Origin of the sequence: Corynebacterium halotolerans YIM 70093 = DSM 44683 (assembly GCF_000341345.1) — a bacterium.
GTDB lineage: Bacteria > Actinomycetota > Actinomycetes > Mycobacteriales > Mycobacteriaceae > Corynebacterium > Corynebacterium halotolerans.
In genome coordinates this window covers 348,355-365,254 of the sequence record NC_020302.1, presented here as the reverse complement: position 1 = coordinate 365,254, position 16,900 = coordinate 348,355, and the positions used below count along the sequence as shown (strand labels likewise).

At 70.1% G+C, this 16,900-nt stretch carries 19 protein-coding genes and 1 tRNA gene; 9 read left to right on the top strand and 11 right to left on the bottom strand.

What is annotated here, in order from left to right; translation table 11 throughout:
• Positions 1 to 158 precede the first annotated feature (158 nt).
• Positions 159 to 986, top strand: a complete 828-nt coding sequence (locus A605_RS01710) for an HAD family hydrolase (RefSeq protein WP_027004204.1) — start codon at positions 159 to 161, stop codon at positions 984 to 986.
• A 45-nt stretch (positions 987 to 1,031) separates the two neighbouring features.
• Here A605_RS01710 and A605_RS01705 read toward each other — a convergent pair whose 3' ends face one another.
• Positions 1,032 to 1,739, bottom strand: a complete 708-nt coding sequence (locus A605_RS01705) for a hypothetical protein (RefSeq protein WP_015399775.1) — start codon at positions 1,737 to 1,739, stop codon at positions 1,032 to 1,034.
• 144 nt (positions 1,740 to 1,883) lie between these two features.
• Here A605_RS01705 and A605_RS01700 point away from each other — a divergent pair, with 144 nt between their 5' ends.
• The 3 genes from A605_RS01700 to A605_RS01690 all read left to right on the top strand — a co-directional run bounded on the left by A605_RS01700 (position 1,884) and on the right by A605_RS01690 (position 3,934).
• Positions 1,884 to 2,387 carry a phage holin family protein gene (locus A605_RS01700; protein WP_015399774.1) on the top strand — a complete coding sequence of 168 codons (504 nt, stop codon included), beginning with the start codon at positions 1,884 to 1,886 and terminating at the stop codon, positions 2,385 to 2,387.
• Positions 2,388 to 2,534: 147 nt separating this feature from the next.
• Entirely contained in the window at positions 2,535 to 3,479 is a 945-nt protein-coding gene (locus A605_RS01695) for an alpha/beta fold hydrolase (RefSeq protein ID WP_015399773.1), read from the top strand.
• Between the two features lie 107 nt (positions 3,480 to 3,586).
• Positions 3,587 to 3,934, top strand: coding sequence for a hypothetical protein (locus A605_RS01690; protein WP_015399772.1), 348 nt, complete (start codon positions 3,587 to 3,589; stop codon positions 3,932 to 3,934).
• A gap of 356 nt (positions 3,935 to 4,290) precedes the next feature.
• Here the strand turns inward: A605_RS01690 and A605_RS01685 are convergent, their stop codons facing one another.
• The 4 genes from A605_RS01685 to nth form a co-directional block, all read right to left on the bottom strand.
• On the bottom strand, positions 4,291 to 5,484 hold the full coding sequence (locus A605_RS01685) for a MarP family serine protease (RefSeq protein ID WP_015399771.1): 1,194 nt from the start codon (positions 5,482 to 5,484) through the stop codon (positions 4,291 to 4,293).
• 75 nt (positions 5,485 to 5,559) lie between these two features.
• A complete protein-coding gene (locus A605_RS01680; RefSeq protein WP_015399770.1) occupies positions 5,560 to 6,321 on the bottom strand; it encodes an NUDIX hydrolase in 762 nt (253 codons plus the stop codon).
• Positions 6,318 to 6,944 (bottom strand): TlpA family protein disulfide reductase, encoded by a 627-nt coding sequence (locus A605_RS01675; protein ID WP_015399769.1) that lies wholly within the window; start codon positions 6,942 to 6,944, stop codon positions 6,318 to 6,320. Before A605_RS01675 ends, A605_RS01680 begins: the two co-directional genes overlap by 4 nt.
• Entirely contained in the window at positions 6,945 to 7,742 is a 798-nt protein-coding gene (nth, locus tag A605_RS01670; RefSeq protein WP_027004202.1) for an endonuclease III, read from the bottom strand.
• Between the two features lie 80 nt (positions 7,743 to 7,822).
• On the opposite strand from nth, the gene A605_RS01665 reads away from it, so the two are divergent.
• Both A605_RS01665 and glxR read left to right on the top strand, forming a co-directional pair.
• The gene (locus A605_RS01665; RefSeq protein WP_149029368.1) at positions 7,823 to 8,053 is read left to right on the top strand and encodes a hypothetical protein; all 231 of its coding nucleotides are present in this window, start codon (positions 7,823 to 7,825) and stop codon (positions 8,051 to 8,053) included.
• Positions 8,054 to 8,259: 206 nt separating this feature from the next.
• Positions 8,260 to 8,943 (top strand): CRP-like cAMP-activated global transcriptional regulator GlxR, encoded by a 684-nt coding sequence (glxR, locus tag A605_RS01660; RefSeq protein ID WP_015399766.1) that lies wholly within the window; start codon positions 8,260 to 8,262, stop codon positions 8,941 to 8,943.
• 102 nt (positions 8,944 to 9,045) lie between these two features.
• Here the strand turns inward: glxR and A605_RS01655 are convergent, their stop codons facing one another.
• The 4 genes from A605_RS01655 to A605_RS01645 form a co-directional block, all read right to left on the bottom strand.
• On the bottom strand, positions 9,046 to 9,864 hold the full coding sequence (locus A605_RS01655; protein ID WP_015399765.1) for an MBL fold metallo-hydrolase: 819 nt from the start codon (positions 9,862 to 9,864) through the stop codon (positions 9,046 to 9,048).
• Between the two features lie 89 nt (positions 9,865 to 9,953).
• Complete coding sequence (locus A605_RS01650; protein ID WP_015399764.1) at positions 9,954 to 10,412, bottom strand: RidA family protein; 459 nt, start codon at positions 10,410 to 10,412, stop codon at positions 9,954 to 9,956.
• Complete coding sequence (gene sp36, locus A605_RS15220) at positions 10,412 to 10,567, bottom strand: Sp36 family protein (RefSeq protein WP_015399763.1); 156 nt, start codon at positions 10,565 to 10,567, stop codon at positions 10,412 to 10,414. The genes A605_RS01650 and sp36 overlap by 1 nt, the downstream gene beginning before the upstream one ends.
• A gap of 29 nt (positions 10,568 to 10,596) precedes the next feature.
• A complete protein-coding gene (locus A605_RS01645; protein ID WP_015399762.1) occupies positions 10,597 to 10,956 on the bottom strand; it encodes a WhiB family transcriptional regulator in 360 nt (119 codons plus the stop codon).
• Between the two features lie 160 nt (positions 10,957 to 11,116).
• Here A605_RS01645 and A605_RS01640 point away from each other — a divergent pair, with 160 nt between their 5' ends.
• Complete coding sequence (locus A605_RS01640) at positions 11,117 to 13,525, top strand: transglycosylase domain-containing protein (protein ID WP_027004201.1); 2,409 nt, start codon at positions 11,117 to 11,119, stop codon at positions 13,523 to 13,525.
• Between the two features lie 21 nt (positions 13,526 to 13,546).
• On the opposite strand, the gene A605_RS01635 is transcribed toward A605_RS01640, so the two are convergent.
• Complete coding sequence (locus A605_RS01635) at positions 13,547 to 14,014, bottom strand: GatB/YqeY domain-containing protein (RefSeq protein WP_015399760.1); 468 nt, start codon at positions 14,012 to 14,014, stop codon at positions 13,547 to 13,549.
• 35 nt (positions 14,015 to 14,049) lie between these two features.
• On the opposite strand from A605_RS01635, the gene A605_RS01630 reads away from it, so the two are divergent.
• Positions 14,050 to 14,970 carry a metallophosphoesterase gene (locus tag A605_RS01630; protein ID WP_015399759.1) on the top strand — a complete coding sequence of 307 codons (921 nt, stop codon included), beginning with the start codon at positions 14,050 to 14,052 and terminating at the stop codon, positions 14,968 to 14,970.
• A gap of 95 nt (positions 14,971 to 15,065) precedes the next feature.
• A tRNA-Pro gene (locus A605_RS01625) sits at positions 15,066 to 15,142 on the top strand.
• A gap of 95 nt (positions 15,143 to 15,237) precedes the next feature.
• Here the strand turns inward: A605_RS01625 and A605_RS01620 are convergent.
• Positions 15,238 to 16,821 carry an ABC transporter permease gene (locus tag A605_RS01620; RefSeq protein ID WP_015399758.1) on the bottom strand — a complete coding sequence of 528 codons (1,584 nt, stop codon included), beginning with the start codon at positions 16,819 to 16,821 and terminating at the stop codon, positions 15,238 to 15,240.
• Between the last annotated feature and the right edge of the window lie 79 nt (positions 16,822 to 16,900).

Genomic DNA, 16,900 nt, shown 5'->3' with positions numbered 1-16,900 from the left:
ACTTTCCCCGAAACCTCTTTCGGGTCCCCGGGGGCACCCGGGATCAGATCCGGGAACCCCGTTCGTTCCCCCTCCCCCACACCTCCTCAACCACATCATTCACGTCTGCAACAACTGCCTCTTACTTCTCGGGGAAACGAGGTCTACACTATGGGTCCATGACAACCGGGTCCCGCCCTGCAGAACAGGCCCCCACCCCCCGCGTGGCGGCCTTCTTCGACCTGGACAAAACCATCATCGCCACCTCCTCGGCCTTCGCCTTCGGCCGCGAGTTCATGCACAGCGGCCTGATCACCCCGACGGAGGCGCTCCAGATGTCGCTGGCCAAGGCGACCTACATGTTCGCCGGCCAGTCCAGTGAGCAGATGGACACCACCCGTGACCAGCTCGCCGCCATGGTGGCCGGCTGGTCCGATGAACAGGTGCGGCAGATCGCCGAGGAGACCATGCACCACGTGGTCACCCCGGCGATCTACGCCGAGGCCCGCGAGCTGATCACCTTCCACCACAACGCCGGCCACGACGTCATCATCCTCTCCGCCTCGGCGACCCAGCTCGTCGAACTCATCGGCGCCGAACTCGGCATCGACCGGGTGGTGGCCACCGAGCTGGAGATCCGGGACGGCCGCTTCACCGGTGAGCTCCTCTTCTACTGCAAGGGCGACGCCAAGGCCGAGGCCATCGCCCGGCTCGCCGAGGAGCACGGCTACGACCTCGCCGCCAGCTACGCCTACTCCGACTCGGCGACCGACCTGCCCATGCTCGAGACCGTGGGCAATCCCGTGGCCGTCAACCCGGACCGTGCCATGAAGAAGGCGGCCCTGGAACGCGGCTGGGAGATCCGCATCTTCAAGAATCCGGTGCCGCTGTTCCAGATGCCCTCGACCAAGGAGGTCGGCATCGGCGCGGGGGTGGCCGCCGCGGTCACCGCCGGCGTCGTCGGCGGAATCTGGTGGGCCCAGCGGGGCCGGCGCGGCAGCGCCTGAGACGGGCCGGCACCGCTTGTCGACGCCGCCCGCCACGACGCCCCGCTACGACGCCGCCCGCGCGATCGCCTCGGCCTCCTCGGCCCCGGCGGTCCAGGCCCGCAATAGCAGCTCCACGAAGACCCGCACCCCCTCGGGCCCCTCGGCGAATCCTGCCGCGGCCCGCTCATAGTCACCGCGGTGGCGGTTGAGCCACGGCTCCGGCACCGCCAGGCCGCGCGGGTCGAAGCCGGTGGCCACCGCCGCCAGCCGGCCCGCCGCCCGGGCGATGACCCCGCTGCGCCCGCCGAAGATCTCCCGGGCCAGGATCTCCCCGTGGACGATCTGCGGGAGCAGCGCCGGGTGCGCCCCGGAACCGATCACCTGCGCGAGCACCCGCAGCCGCCCGGCCCCGTCCGGGGTCGCCGGCACCCCGTCGCCGCCGGCGAGGGTGTCCATGCGCGCCAGGATCTGCAGCGGGGCACGGTTGAAGGTGCGCGCGGAGGTCTGCAGGGAATCAGGCGCCAGCAGCCCGTAGACGCTGATCGCCTGCCCGAGCATGCCGGTGGGCTCGGCGTCGAGGGTGACCTGCGCGCCGTCGAGAAGCGCCGAGGTGCGCGCACCCCGCAGCACCGATTCGGAACCGGTGATCTCCGCGCGCCGGAGATTGACCGGGCGGCGGTGCACGGCGGCGACCGCCCCGGTGGCGGCGGCGGCGAGCTGGGTGATGTCCCCGAGCGAGAGCAGGGGCGATAGCGGGTCATCGGTGGGCATATCAATTACGATAGCTGTCGGACGGTTGTGGCCGGGCCCCGCCGATCACACACGATCGGGCAATCCGTGGCACGATTGGCTACAACTACACTGAACTGGCAGTACCGCGACAACCCCAGTCGATCACCCGGAGGAAGGCACATCGTGAGCAACAACGGACTCTTCACTGACGGACCCCAGGACTTCTCGTCGAAGGTCAGCTCGATTCCGCTCAGCGACGTCGACGCCACCCGGGCGGGCGAGAACTCCATCGGCGAGCTGGTCTCCAACGCGACATCCCAGATGTCGCGCCTGTTCCGCGCCGAGCTGGAGCTGGCCAAGACCGAGCTGGCCGGCGAGGCGAAGAAGGGCGCGATCGGCGGTGGCCTGTTCGGCGCCGCGGGCGTCATCGCCCTGTACAGCTCGTTCTTCTTTTTCTTCTTCGTCGCCATGCTGCTGACCCTGTGGCTCGAGCCGTGGGCCGCCTTCCTCATCGTCTTCCTCGTGATGATCGTCATCGCCGCCGGCCTGGCCCTGTTCGGCTGGCGCAAGGTCAAGAAGATCAGCGCGCCGAAGGCCACCATCGAATCAGTCAATGAACTGAAGAACCTGGTGCCCGGCCAGGCCACCAAGCGGATCGAGGGCAAGAACCGCGGCCTGTACAGCTAGCGGCACACCCCTGCAGTCCGTCCGTGGCCACCCACCGGGCGGGCTTTTTCGTCCCCCGCGCAGCCCGCTGAAGCATCCCCGCTGAGACATCCCCGCCGCGCAGCCTGCCCTCCCCCATCCCGAGCCCGACCCCGCCCGAGGAGACCCGTGCCGACGAGCCGCCGCCCCGTACTGCCGCCCTCCACGGTGGAGCTGCCCGGCCCGTTCACCCACCAGTTGGTCCACACCCGCGGGCTGCGCCTGCACGCGGCCGTCGCGGGCAATCCGGGGGATCCGCTCATCGTGCTGCTCCACGGAGCCTTCGGCGGTTGGTTCGACTTCGCCGAGGTGATCGCGCCGCTGGCGGAGACCGGCTTCCACGTCGCGGCCGTCGACGCCCGCGGCTACGGCATGTCCGACAAGCCCCCGGGCCCCTACGGCGGCGACCTGCCCACCGCGGTCGACGACGTCTCCGGCCTCATCCTGGCGCTCGGTCACGACTCCGCGGTGGTCGTCGGTTCCGACACCGGCGGCACGATCGCCTGGGCGCTGGCCGCCAACCACCCGGAGCGGGTGCGCGCACTGATCTCGGTCAGCTCCGCCCATCCGGTGGACCTGCGCCGCTCGATCGCCGCGCGCCCCTGGGAGTTCCCGTGGATGATCGCGCGCACCCTGCTCTCCCGCCTGCCCGGCCCCCTGCTGTACTCCCTCCCGGGCCTGATCCCGGCCGCGTACCACCGCCAACTGCGGCTCAACACGGCCGCAGGGTTCCACCGCTCCCCACGCTTCACCGAGCTGCTCGATCTGCGACGTCGGGCGGCGGCGATCGGCAACGCCCGCCCGGCCATCCTGCGCAACAACCGGCTGCTGGCCTCGGCCGTGCCCGCGAAGTGGATGGGCACGAAGGTCACCGCCCCCACCCTGCTCATCCAGCCACCGCAGGGCGCGTGGCCGCACCTGGCGGCCCGCTCCGCCGACCGGGTCACCGGCGGGCTGGAGACGGTCGCCGTGCCCGGGACGAAGAACCTGCCCCAGGTGGAGGACCCCGCCGGTTTCGTGCGGGTGGTGCGGGACTACCTGACGCGTATCGACGTCGCACCGCGGGCGGATTAGCGGGCGCGTGCGGGGTGGCCCGGCCCCGGCGGCCGGCCCCACCCCCGCCCGTCGACCAGCACTGTTGCCGTTTCGCTCCGGTGCCCGGAAAAAGTTAGCATGAGGCCATGGATCTTCTGCACTCCCTGCTCCTCTTCCTGCACCTGCTGGGCACTGCCGCTCTCGTGGGTGGCTGGCTCGCGACCTTCCGGAAGCCGACGGTGCTGCAGTGGCAGCATATCGGCGCATGGGTGCAGCTGGTCACCGGTCTCCTGCTCGTGGGGTCGTTGGAGATGGGTGACGGCGCGGTCAACCACATGAAGATCGGCGTCAAGCTGGTGATCCTCATCGCCGTGCTGGTGGCCGCGATCATCGGGCGCCGCAAGGTGGCCAAGGATGAGCCGGTCTCCAAGGGCCTGGCCCACGCCGTGGGCGGACTGTCGCTGATCAATATCGCCGTCGCCGTCTTCTGGTGACGGACGGGTCGCTGCCCCACAGGCCGCGACCACCGACCGGGCGGAGCTGCGCGCCAGGGCCAGAATGGCCCTGGCGCTTTTGTCGTTCCGGCAGGCGACTGCGGTGGAGGCGGCCGGATGAGAGGCCACCCACCTGCTGAGCAGGAATTCCGCCGGGAAGCACACGACCCGTCAAGGTGCATTATCTCGCCTCCCGGAGTGGGGTGAACAGGGCGGATACACAATGCTTCCGCGGAAAATACACCTCGCCGCGGTTTCTCCCCCAGCAACAGGTCCGCCATCCCCTCCCAGGCCCGGGGGCCAGGCACACCGGGGAGCGCAGGCCACGCCCGCCCTGCCCGGGCCCTATCCCGGTCCTATCCCGCCACGCAGACCTGGGTATCCACCGGCGCAGTCAACGAGGTGTAGTCGCCGATCTGACGCTGGACCTCCCCGGCGGTCAGGGCGTAGCCCGTGTCGGACTGGTCGACGGAGGCACCGAAGACCATGCCCAGGACATTGCCGTCGGTGTTGACCAGGGGGCCGCCGGAGTTGCCCTGTCGGATGGAGCCGCGGACGATGTAGGCCTCGCGCTCGACCCGGCCGGAGGCGTAGATGTCGGGGCCGGCGATGGTGATCTGGTCGCGGATACGCGCCGGGGAGGCCTCGAAGGGACCGGAGTCCGGGAAGCCCATCACCAGGGCGTCGTCGCCACTGTCGCCGGCCTCGGTGGCCCAGGGCAGCACGGGCAGCTCCAGACCGGGGCTGTGGAGGACGGCGATGTCGATGTCGGGGTTGTAGTAGACCACCGTGGCGTCCTTGACCCCCAGGACCGTGTCGAGGCGGACCCGCTCGGTACCGGCGACCACGTGGGCGTTGGTGACCACGTAGTCGGGGGCGGAGACGAAGCCGGAACCCATGAGCCGGCGGCGACAGACCTGCGAGTCACCCATGACGTGGATGACGGAGGGCCGCAGGTTCTCCACCAGCTCCTGGTCGGCGACGTTGATGCGCGGCGCCTCGACCTCACGGGCGGACGGTTCCTCGAAGGGCGAGGTCAGCGGCGGCAGCCCGGATTCATTGAGCATCGCCGCGATCCGGGTCGGCAGCTCGTCCAGTCCGGGTGGGGTGTTGCGGTCGACGAACCCGAGAATCGCGGAGTCGCGGATGCCCTGACTGGGCGGACCGCTCAGGCCCGTGGCCAGCGGGATGGACACCAGCCACACGACGATCAGCGTGGCGGCCGCCGCGAAGACGGAGCCGATGGCCGAGTCGATGGTCTGCGACGATCTCATCCGCATCCGGTCGCGCACGGACGCACCGATCATGCCGCCGACCAGGTTGCCGATGCCGACCAGCAGGATCACCGTACCCAGGGCCAGCAGGAAACGCAGCGCCACCGAGTCGGTCAGCTGCATGGCCAGCGGGGCCAGCGCAGCCCCCAGAATGAGGCCGGCGACCACGCCGACGGTGGACAGCACCGAGGCGAACGCGCCCTGCCGCCACCCGGCCGCGACCGCCAGAAGCAGGATCACGACGATGATCCCGTCGACGATGAGTGCGGGTGTCACTTGGCGGGGCCCTTTCTTCGGCGTTGCTGGGCGCGCTGGGCGCGACGAGCGGGGTGATTCCGGCTGATCTTACGCCTACCGGAGCCGCTCATTATTGCGGGACGCCGCCAGGGTGTCGCGCAGGTCCAGCACGGTCTCCCGATCCCAGGGCTGCGCCCAGCCGGACTGGTGGAGCACCGCGGACAGCAGACCCCCCGTGAATCCCCAGATGACGTAGTCGCGGATGCGGAAGGCGGGGCCGCGCCACCGGTCCCAGCCGACCATGATCCGGTTGGCGGGGTCAATGAGGTCCAGGACCGGGGCCTCGAAGACCTCATCGGCCTCGTCCGGGCTGACCACCCCCACGGGCGAGGGCGTGTGCCAGTGCCCGAGCACCGGGTGCACGGGGTAGCCGGAGGCGCGGATGTGCACCTCATCGAGCTGGGCGACGGGCGTGACGGTGGTGCGGTCCAGCCCCGTCTCCTCCCAGGCCTCGCGCAGCGCGCAGTCCACGGGGTTGGCGTCGGTGTCGTCGACGCGGCCGCCGGGGAAGGCGATCTGCCCGGAGTGCGAGCGCATCGTCGGCGAGCGGTGGGTCAGCAGCACCGCGGCATCGTTCGGCAGCTCCGCGGAGGTCTCCGCCCCGGAGAACAGCATGAGGACGGCGGCCCGGCGCGCCGGCGCGCCGTTGAGGTCGGCCGTCCCCCGGCCGCGGGCGTCGACACCCGTGATGTCCGGGTGGCGGCGCACTGTACCGGTGGACATGCGCTCCACCAGCGGCTGCATCCACAGCGGGGCCTTCTCCGGGTGGAGGTCGACGTTGTGGCCCGGGTGGTCGGGCCCGTGCGGGGCGGTCATGCGCCACCCCCGGCATTCGCGAGCGCGCCGTCCACGGCGTCCTCGAGCTGTGCGACGGAGTCGAAGGGCGTGGGGAACATGCCCACCTGTTCACCGTCGTCGAAGACCACGGTGATCGGCACGACGCCCGGCAGGCCCAGGGTGCCGGCGAAGAGATTGCCGTCGTCCTGGTAGCTGGGCAGGGTCAGGTCGAGCTCGTTGAGGAGGGCCGCGCCGTTGGCCGGGTTGGGGTCGGCGTGGACACCGACGACCGTCTGCCCGGGATGGGCGGCGGCGTACTCCTCGAAGACGGGCAGCTCGTCGCGGCAGGGCCCGCACCACCAGGCCCACACATTGGCGACGGTCGTGCCCTCGTCCGGATCACCCGTACCGTTCTCCGCGCCCAGGCACGGCAGCTCCACCCCGCCGACACCGGTCGCGGGGCAGTCAGGGCGGGCGGGGACGTCGGCACGCGTGTCGTCCGCCGGGGATCCGGTGGCTACGGTGGGCGCGGTGGTCGCGGCCTCCCCCGCGGCGCCGGGCTCGGGGGCGTTGACGTCGCGCAGCAGCACGACGGCGCCGGCGAGGACGACGACGGTGACGACCACGGCGGCGATCACGCCGGCCAGGAGCTGCCGGTTCACTCACTCCACCTCCGCGAGCGCGAGCAGGTGTTCACGGTCGTCGCTGGTGATCAGTCGCTCGGCCTCCGCCGGATCAGCCGGACCAGCGAGCCCGTAGGAGGGGCAGTCGGCGGCGAGCAGGCAGGCGCCGCAGGCGGCCTTGCGGGCGTGGCACACGCGTCGGCCGTGGAAGATGATCCGGTGGGAGAACATCGTCCACTCGCCCTTCTCGATCAGGGCGGAGACGGCGTGCTCGATCTTGACCGGATCGGTCTCCGCGGTGAGCCCCAGGCGGCCCATCAGCCGGGCGAAGTGGGTGTCCACCGTCAGCCCCGGTCTGCCGAAGGCGTTGCCGCGGACGACGTGGGCGGTCTTGCGGCCCACACCCGGCAGGCTGACCAGATCCTCGAGCGCCTCCGGCACCCGCCCGTCGAAACGCCCCACGAGCGCCTCCCCGAGCCCGATGAGGTGGCCGGCCTTGGCGCGGTAGAAGCCGGTCGGCCGGATGATCTCCTCCAGCTCGGAACGGTCGGCGGCGGCGTAGTCCGCGGCCGCCGGGTAGCGGGCGAACAGCGCTGGGGTGACCTGGTTGACGCGCACGTCGGTGGTCTGGGCGGAGAGCACCGTGGCCACGAGGAGTTCGAGGGGGTTGGTGAAGTCCAGCTCGGCGTGCGCGTCCGGGTAGGCGACGGCCAACGTGCGGTTGATCCGGCGGGCACGCCGGGTGCGGCCCAGCGACGTCTCCTGACCGCGGGCGGCAGGGTGCGCGCCCACGCGCCGACGACGGCGTGGGGTGAGCGATCCTGGGGTCTGCGGCATGACCATCAGCTTAGCCAGCCGACCCCGCAAGCTCCCAGCCGACCTCGCAACCGTTGCGCACTGCGGTTACCATGTTCCCCATGACTGCTGTGCTCGTCGTCGCCGTCCCCGTCGTCCTCGCAGTGTTCGCCGGCCAGATGGAGCGCCTCGAGTCCGCGGTGCTCGGCCGCGACACCGACTCCACCGACCCGACCTCCACCGCCACTGAACCGGAGGAGGACTCCGGCATCGCCGCCGACCACGGGACCGGAATCGAAACGTATGTCGAGGTCCCCGCGGAACCCGCTGAAGCCTTCACCTCCACCCGGTGACTGTGGTGAATATAACGCACCGATAAACTCAGGATGTACCGTCCCAATTAGCGTCATTCAGCGGAATATTGTGACAAATTCCCCTCCCGTTCTTGTTAGTGATTAATTCCACGGTAGTGTAGGAACCGATACGAGCGCGGGAACTTCCGAATGTCACCAACTTTCCCCGCGTCCCGACGCCGACTTCAACACCGAGGAGCAATAACGTGGAAGGTGTACAGGAGATCCTCTCCCGCGCCGGAATTTTCCAGGGCGTAGATACCCAGGCCGTCAACAACCTGATCAAGGACATGGAAACCGTCCGGTTCCCGCGCGGCACCACCATCTTCGATGAGGGCGAGCCGGGCGACCGGCTCTACATCATCACCTCCGGCAAGGTGAAGCTGGCCCGCCACGCCTCCGACGGCCGCGAGAACCTGCTGACCGTGATGGGCCCGTCCGACATGTTCGGCGAGCTGTCCATCTTCGATCCGGGCCCGCGCACGTCCTCCGCGGTCTGCGTCACCGAGGTCCAGGCCGCCACCATGAACTCCGAGATGCTCCGGGATTGGGTGGGCAACCACCCGGAGATCGCCGAGCAGTTGCTGCGCGTGCTGGCCCGCCGCCTGCGCCGCACCAACGCCTCGCTCGCCGACCTCATCTTCACCGACGTCCCGGGCCGCGTGGCCAAGACCCTGCTACAGCTGGCCAACCGCTTCGGTTCCCAGGAGGGTGGCGCCCTGCGCGTCAACCACGACCTGACACAGGAGGAGATCGCCCAGCTCGTCGGCGCCTCCCGCGAGACCGTGAACAAGGCCCTGGCCACCTTCGCCCACCGCGGCTGGATCCGTGTCGAGGGCAAGTCCGTGCTCATCGTCGACCCCGAGCACCTGGCCAAGCGCGCCCGCTAACCGGGGGCCGCCGGGCACGGGCCACCGCCCACGCCAGAAGCGCCGGAAACACTGAAAGCCGGACCAGCTGGTCCGGCTTTCAGTGTTTCCGCCCGTTGAGCCCTACGACTCGCCGTGGGCGGCCAGGTAGCGCAGCGCGACGCGGGTGGACTGCTCGGCGGCGCCCCGCAGGACGGGATCGACGTCGTCGTACATCTCGTCGATGAGGGTCTTCAGGTCGACGTCCGCGCCGCGACGGGCCCAGATCTGCCGGATCTGGTCGAGACGGTGCTGGCGGCGGTCGAGGTACTTGCGCGCGTAGGCCGAAACATCGACACCCTCCGGGCCGTGGCCCGGCAGCAGGGGGATGCCCCTGCCGCGCTCCTCGAGCATCTGGAGGGTGGCGAAGTAGTCGCCCAGGTCGCCGGTGGTCTCGGAGATCATGGTGGTGTGGCGACCGGCGATGGTGTCGCCGGTGATGATGCCCTCGAGGGTGGAGGAACCGGCCTCGCCCGACCAGATGAAGAAGCAGACGGAGTCGGACGTGTGGCCGGGGGTGTGCACGACCTCGATCTGCGGGGTCACGCCCTCGATGGTGATGATCTCGCCGTCCACGAGCCGTGCACCACCACTGCAATAGGTGGGGTCCCAGGCGCGGACGGGGGCACCGGTCAGCTGACGGAACCGGCTGGCCCCGTCGGCGTGGTCGTGGTGGCGGTGGGTCAGCAGCACCAGACCGACCCCGGCGGCCTTGGCGCCGAGCACGTTCAGTTGGCCCTCGTCCTCGGGGCCGGGATCGATGACGATGCTGCGCTCATCCTCCGCGGCCCGGACGACCCAGGAGTTCGTGCCCTCAAGGGCGGCGTAGCCCGGATTCGGGCACAGAACGACAGACACGGAATCAGTGACCGGTCGAAGCTGGCTGTAAGCGGGGTGCTCCATGACCCCCAGCTTAGCTGCCTGAGCATGTTCCGCCGAACCGGAGTGACCGGGGCAGCCCCTGCCCCCGGTCCCGTGTTCAGCAGGCGGTTCTAGTCCTCGATCTCGACGATGAGCTCGACCTCGACGGGCGAGCCCAGCGGCAGCTCAGCCACGCCGACGGCGGAACGGGCATGAGCACCGGCCTCGCCGAAGATCTCACCCATGAGGTTGGAGGCGCCGTTGATCACGCCCGGCTGACCGGTGAACCCCTCGGCGGAGGAGACGAAACCGACGATCTTGAGGACCCGGGTGATCCGGTCCACGCCGACGAGCGCATCGACCGCGGCCAGGGCGTTGAGCGCCGCGGTCCGTGCGAGCCGCTCGGCGGTCTCGGCGGTGACCTCGGCGCCGACCTTGCCGGTGGCGGGCAATTCCCCGTCGACGAAGGGCAGCTGGCCCGATGTCCACACCTGATTGCCGGTCCGGACGGCCGGGACGTAGGCCGCCACCGGGGCGGCCACGGTGGGCAGGGTGAGATCCAGGCGGGCGAGCTGATCCGAGACGCTCATCAGTTCTTCTCCCGCTTCATGTAGGCGACGACATTCTCCGGGTTCGGCCCGGGCATGACGGTGACGAGCTCCCAGCCGTCCTCACCCCAGGTGTCAAGGATCTGCTTCGTGGCGTGGGTGAGCAGCGGAACGGTGGCGTATTCCCAAGTAGTCATGCCAGACACAGTACCTTCGTTGCCTTCGTTCAGATACCGGTCAGCTCCCCACCGGAGGCCAGGTACTCGGCCCAGTTGGTGATGTGGGGGTTCTTCCGCAGCAGGGCCCGGCGCTGACGCTCGGTCAGCCCACCCCACACGCCGAACTCCACCCGGTTGTCCAGGGCGTCGGCGCGGCACTCCAGCACCACGGGACAGTGACGGCAGATGACGGCGGCCTTGCGCTGCTCGGCGCCGCGGACGAACAGGGCGTCCGGATCCCCGCTGCGGCACTTGGCCTGCGTAACCCATTCACCGCGCTCGAAGTTGAGCTCCTGCTGACAGTTGGTGACCGGTGCGGTCCTGCCGGGGGGGAGTCTCTGTCCCTCTCCCGCGAGTGTTGCTGTCATCGTGCTCTCCTTCCGACCTTACGTCTCGACCTTGTAACGTTCTGCTCCTCGCAGTGTGTGTAAGTGTATTCACAGGTTTCACAGCCTGTCGACCATGTCACACCTTGTGGGGGGATTCCCGGGTTCCCACATCCCCCCGTCACTGCGTAGGGTATGGAGCGTGTCTGTTACAAAATCCCTGGCCAAGATCGGCGGCGCCGTCGTCGCCGCCGCCGTAGTCGGCGCCCTCTCGCTCGCCCCCGTCGCGGGGATATCGGGCGTGGCGATCGCCCGGACAAACGAGACGATGGAGTCCAACCTCGCGGATCTGACCGACGGCACCGCCCCGGGCGTCACCACGATCACGGACTCCACCGGCGAACCGATGGCCTGGGTGTTCGACCAGCGCCGCCACGAGGTTGACGGCGACGAGATCTCCCAGCACATGAAGGACGCGATCGTCGCCATCGAGGATCACCGCTTCTACGAGCACGACGGCGTGGATATGCAGGGCACCGCCCGGGCCATGCTCACCAACGTGCTGGCCGGCGGCGTCGAACAGGGCGCGTCGACCCTCAACCAGCAGTACGTGAAGAACTTCCTGCTGCTGGTCGCCGCGGACGACGACGCGGAGCGGGCCGCGGCCGTCGAGCAGTCCGTTCCCCGCAAGCTGCGCGAGATGCGCATGGCCTCGGATCTGGACCAGAACCTGAGCAAGGACGAGATCCTCACCCGCTATCTCAACCTCGTGCCCTTCGGCAACCACGCCTACGGCATCGAGGCCGCCGCCCGCACCTACTTCGGCATCTCCGCTGCCGAGCTCAACGTGCCACAGTCGGCGATGCTGGCCGGCATGGTGCAGTCCTCGGAGGCGCTGAACCCCTACACCAACCCCGAGGGCGCGACCGAGCGCCGCAACACCGTGCTGCAGTCGATGGTCACCGTCGGCTACATCGACCAGGCCACGGCCGACGCCCACAAGCAGGAGCCGCTGGGTGTCCTGGATTTGCCGGCCACCCTGCCCAACGGCTGCATCGCGGCCGACAACAGCGGCTTCTTCTGTGACTACGCCCTGACCTACCTGGACTCGAAGGGGCTCAGCCGTGAGGAACTGAGCACCGGCGGTTACACGGTCACCACCACCCTGGACCCGCAGGTCCAACAGGCGGCCCACCAGGCGGCGGTCAGCCACGTGAACCCGGACCAGCCGGGCGTGGCCGAGGTCATCAACGTCATCGAGCCCGGCCAGGACTCCCGCGACATCCTCGCCATGACCTCCTCCCGCGACTACGGCCTCAACCTGGAGGAGGGCGAGACCATGCTGCCGCAGCCGAGCTCCATGGTGGGCAACGGCGCCGGCTCCATCTTCAAGATCTTCACCGCCGCGGTGGCCATTGACCAGGGCATGGGCCTCGACACCATGCTGGACGTGCCCGCCCGCTACGAGGCGCGCGGCCTGGGTTCGGGCGGCGCGGCCAATTGCCCGGCCAACACCTACTGCGTGGAGAACGCCGGCACCTACGCCCCGCGCATGACACTGGCGGAGGCGCTGGCCCACTCCCCCAACACCACCTTCGTGCAGCTCATCGAGGAGGTCGGCGTGGACGCGGTCGTCGACATGTCCGTCGCCCTAGGTCTGCGCAGTTACGAGGTGCCGGGCAGCCACGACGGGGAGCGCTCCATCGCCGAGTACATGAAGGAGGCCAACCTGGGTTCCTACACCCTCGGCCCCACCGCGGTGAATCCGCTGGAGCTGTCCAATGTCGGCGCCACGATCGCCTCCGGTGGCCGCTGGTGCGAGCCGAACCCGATCGAATCCGTCGTCGACCGCGAGGGCAACGAGGTCTTCCTCGAGCGCCCGGCCTGCGAGGACGTCGTGGACACCGATGTGGCCAACGCCCTGTCCGTCGGCATGGCGGGTGACATCGAGTACGGCACCGCCGCGGCCGCAGCCGGTGCCATGGGCTGGAGCGGTGAACTCGCCGCGAAGACCGGCACCACCGAGTCCAACCAGTCCTCGGCCTTCCTGGCCTTCAACTCGAATATCTCGGCCGCGCCGTACATCTACAACGACGGCACCAACACCACCCCGCTGTGCACCTCCCCGGTGCGCCAGTGCTCCACCGGCAGCCTCTACGGCGGGCTGGAGCCGGCCCGCTCCTGGTTCGCCATGGCCAACCAGCTTCCGGAGGCCCGGCAGGGCACCCTGCCCCAGGACGATCCCCGCTACGGCCAGGGCGCCGCGCAGCAGACGGTCTCCTCCGCCACCGGGTTGACCGAGGCCGAGGCCCGTCGTCTCCTGGAGGACCAGGGCTACCAGGTGACCACCCGCACCGTGGCCGGTAACGGCACGCCGCGCGGCCACGTCCTCCGTGCGCTCCCCGAGGGCGGGACGCTCGGCCCCGGCGGCATGGTGATCCTCGAGGTGTCCGACGGCACCCGCCCCGCCCCGGAACCCCAGCCGGAGGCCGGGCGCGGCAACGGCGGCGAATCCGCCCCGTCCCGCCAGGATTCCCCGGCCCGGCCGCAGATCACCCAGGACGACATCGACCAGTTCACCAACCGACTGCTCGACGCCTTCGGGCTGTAGCCGGCGGGGTGTGAACCGGAATTAACCGGCCAGGCGGGCCTTGACGGCGGCCGACAGGCGCTTGCCGTCGGCCCGGCCGGCGGCCTTGGCGGTGGCGGCCTTCATGACCTGCCCCATCTGCTTCATGGTCGGGGCCTCTCCGGTCTCGGACTCGACGGACGTCAGGGCCTCGTCGACGAGCTGGTCGAGCTCGGCGTCGTCAAGCTGCTTCGGCTGATAGTCCTCCAGGACGGCCACCTCAGCGAGCTCGGCCTCGGCGAGCTCCTGGCGGCCGTTGACGGTGTAGATCTCGGCGGATTCGCGGCGCTTCTTGATCTCGCGGGCGATGACCTTGAGGATGTCCTCGTCGGTGGCCTCGTGCTTGGTTCCGGTGGTCTCCTCGGCCTGGATGGCGGCCAGCAGCATGCGGATGGTGCCGGTACGCTCCTTCTCCTTGGCCTTCATGGCGGTCTTCAGGTCGGCGCGGATGGTTTCTTTGAGCTGGCTCATGTAGCCCAAGATACCCGCCGGGTAGGGTTGGGCAGGTGAATACTTCAGCCAAGCGCGTCCTCGGGAACGTCGCCGCCGTCGTCGGCGCGGGTGCCGCCACCGGAGCCGGCCTGGCGGCCTGGGGGCACTCGGAGCTCACCAAATTCGAGCTCAAGCAGATCGACCTGCCGCTGCTGGCGCCCGGCGCCCTGCGCGGAGCCGGGGAGTTCAAGCTGCTGCACGTGAGCGACCTGCACATGATCCCCGGCCAGCAGACCAAGATCGCGTGGGTCTCCGCGCTCGACGCCCTCCAGCCTGACCTGGTGGTCAACACCGGCGACAACCTCTCCGACGAGCGCTCCGTCCCCGACGTGCTGCGCGCCCTGGGCCCACTGCTCAAACGCCCGGGCATGTTCGTCTTCGGCACCAACGACTACTGGGCTCCGCGGCTGGCCAACCCGTTCGGCTACCTGGTGGGCCGCAAGCGCGTCCCCTCCTACATCGACCTGCCGTGGCGGGACATGCGCGCGGCCTTCATCGAGCACGGGTGGCGCGACGCCACCCACACCCGGCACGAGTTCCAGGTCGGCCCGGTGCGCATCGCCGCCGCCGGTGTCGACGACCCGCACCACGACCTGGACGACTACGACGAGATCGCCGGCCCACCCAACCGGGACTCCGACCTCTCGCTGGCCCTGCTGCACACCCCGGAGCCGCGGGTACTGGGCCGGTTCGCCGAGGACGGCTACCAGCTGTCCCTGTCCGGGCACACCCATGGCGGGCAGATCTGCCTGCCGGGCGGCCGGGCGCTCGTGACCAACTGCGGGATCGACCGCAGACGCGTGGCCGGGCTGCACGAGTTCGGCCCGATGCTGATGCACGTGTCCACCGGGCTGGGCACCTCCAAGTACGCCCCCGCGCGGTTGTTCTGCCGCCCGTCGGCCACCCTGCTGCGCATCATGGAACGACCGGAGTAGCCGCTCGGGAACAGCCCGGCAATAACCCGACTGCCCTGCCGTTTTGCTTCTTCAATACGTTGTGGGCTAACGTTATCCGGGCACCGAGAGGTACACGGGATATGGCGCAGCTTGGTAGCGCGCCTCGTTCGGGACGAGGAGGTCGCAGGTTCAAATCCTGTTATCCCGACCACAGGCAAGCCCCCGATCAGAGAAATCTGATCGGGGGCTTCTTCGTTTCCCCACCGCCCGCCGGGCCCGCTCCCGGCGAGGTTGAGCGGTGACCGCCTACCGGGAGTGGCCGGCCTCCCCGAGCCCGGCGTAGACGGCGGTGTCCCCCACCGGGCCGTGCCCCTCCCCTTCGGCCGGCTCAGACCCGGTCACCGCGGGCATCGTCACGGAAGCTGCCGCGGCCGGGAACACCATGCGGCCGGCGGCGAGGCCGATGACCGCGATGGCCGCCAGCACGCCCACGGCCAACCACAGCGCCTGCCCGGAACCGCCGTTGCCCAGGGCCGTCAATGCGGAGGTCGCCCAGTTCAACGGCAGGAGGTTGGCCAGGACCTGCCAGACCACGGCGATGTCGGCGGCCGCGGCGGACTTCCACACCCAGCCGACCAGCCCGACCTGGGCGATACCGCCCACGGCGGCGAGCACCCCGCCGACAACCGCTCCGAGCACGGCGATCGTCACCCGCGTCAGCACCGCCGAGGCCAGCACGCCGAGTGCCAGCACGACGGCCGCCAGCGCGCCGGTGGCGACCGTCAGGCCCGTGGCGACGAGCGCGAGGCAGACGACCCCGAGCGCGGTGAGGCCGAGCGTGCCGGCGGCGAGAATCACCACGCGACGGCCGGATGCGAGCCGCGCCGCGACCCCCAGGGCGGCCCCGCCCAGCATGACCAGTGCGGCGATGAACATCGCGTACAGCGGGGTGAGCGCGCGGGCCGGCTCATCCTCGAGGGCCTGGCCGTCGGCGGTGGCCTGCGGGGTGGCCTGGACGACCGGTAGTGCGCGCTGTACGGCATCGACCTTCTCGTCGGTCCGGGTGGCCATCTGGTCGAGGCGCTGGGCCCCGTCATCGAGGGACTCCACACCGGCGATCGCCTCGTCGATGCCGCCCTGGGACTGCGAGAGCCCGTAGGCAAGGTCCTGCGCGCCCTTCGTGGCGGAGTAGATGCCGTCGTGGAAGGCGTAGCCGGGGACGTTGAGCTGATTGGCGATCTCCCGGGCACCGTCCTTCAGGGCGGTGAGCTGATCGGCGACCGGCCCGTTGAGCTGGATTGTCTCCACCTGGCCGCGCAGGTCGATCAGCTGCTGCCGCGCCTCGGTGAGCCGCGGATCGTCGCTGCCCTCCAGGTCGCGCACCGTGCGGTTGATCGCCTCCACGAGCTGGCCCTGCAGCGCGCCGAGCCCGACCACCTGGTCGACGGCCTGCCCGACGCCGTCGGCCACCTCAGTCGCCCCACTGCCCAGCCGGCCGGTGCCCGCCTGCAGCTGGACCAGGCCGTCGGCGAGCTGCTGTGCGCCGGTGACGGCCTCGTCGAACTGCTCCGGGATCACGGCGGCCTCCTCCCGCATCTGCCCCGTGCCGTCGACCAGCTCGCCGGTGCCCGTGGTGAGGAAACCGGCCTGGGTGGCGGCCTCACCGGCGGCGCGGCGGGCGTCGACGAGCTCGGCCGGGTCGATGCCCGCGGGAGAGGCCACGGCCGGCGCCCCCGACGCCTCGTCGCCTGCGCTCCAGGTGCGGGCGGGATCCAGATCAGCGACGGCCGCGACGGCGGCGCCGATGATCAGGGGAAGCACGAGCACCAGCGCGAGCAGGAGACTGCGGGCGCGCGGTCGGACGGAGGAGCGGGAGGCGGGTTGGCTCATGCCTCGAAACTATCGCCCGCCCGGGTGGGTCGGGGGTAAGGCGCACCGACACCGGGGGCACGGGGACGCGGCGCCGGAC

Coding starts and splice junctions, on each gene's coding strand:
- A605_RS01710 (WP_027004204.1), top strand. CDS start 159: ATGACAACCGGGTCCCGCCCTGCAGAACAGGCCCCCACCCCCCGCGTG.
- A605_RS01705 (WP_015399775.1), bottom strand. CDS start 1,739: ATGCCCACCGATGACCCGCTATCGCCCCTGCTCTCGCTCGGGGACATC.
- A605_RS01690 (WP_015399772.1), top strand. CDS start 3,587: ATGGATCTTCTGCACTCCCTGCTCCTCTTCCTGCACCTGCTGGGCACT.
- A605_RS01680 (WP_015399770.1), bottom strand. CDS start 6,321: ATGACCGCCCCGCACGGGCCCGACCACCCGGGCCACAACGTCGACCTC.
- nth (WP_027004202.1), bottom strand. CDS start 7,742: ATGCCGCAGACCCCAGGATCGCTCACCCCACGCCGTCGTCGGCGCGTG.
- A605_RS01665 (WP_149029368.1), top strand. CDS start 7,823: ATGACTGCTGTGCTCGTCGTCGCCGTCCCCGTCGTCCTCGCAGTGTTC.
- A605_RS01655 (WP_015399765.1), bottom strand. CDS start 9,864: ATGGAGCACCCCGCTTACAGCCAGCTTCGACCGGTCACTGATTCCGTG.
- A605_RS01650 (WP_015399764.1), bottom strand. CDS start 10,412: ATGAGCGTCTCGGATCAGCTCGCCCGCCTGGATCTCACCCTGCCCACC.
- sp36 (WP_015399763.1), bottom strand. CDS start 10,567: ATGACTACTTGGGAATACGCCACCGTTCCGCTGCTCACCCACGCCACG.
- A605_RS01645 (WP_015399762.1), bottom strand. CDS start 10,956: ATGACAGCAACACTCGCGGGAGAGGGACAGAGACTCCCCCCCGGCAGG.
- A605_RS01635 (WP_015399760.1), bottom strand. CDS start 14,014: ATGAGCCAGCTCAAAGAAACCATCCGCGCCGACCTGAAGACCGCCATG.
- A605_RS01620 (WP_015399758.1), bottom strand. CDS start 16,821: ATGAGCCAACCCGCCTCCCGCTCCTCCGTCCGACCGCGCGCCCGCAGT.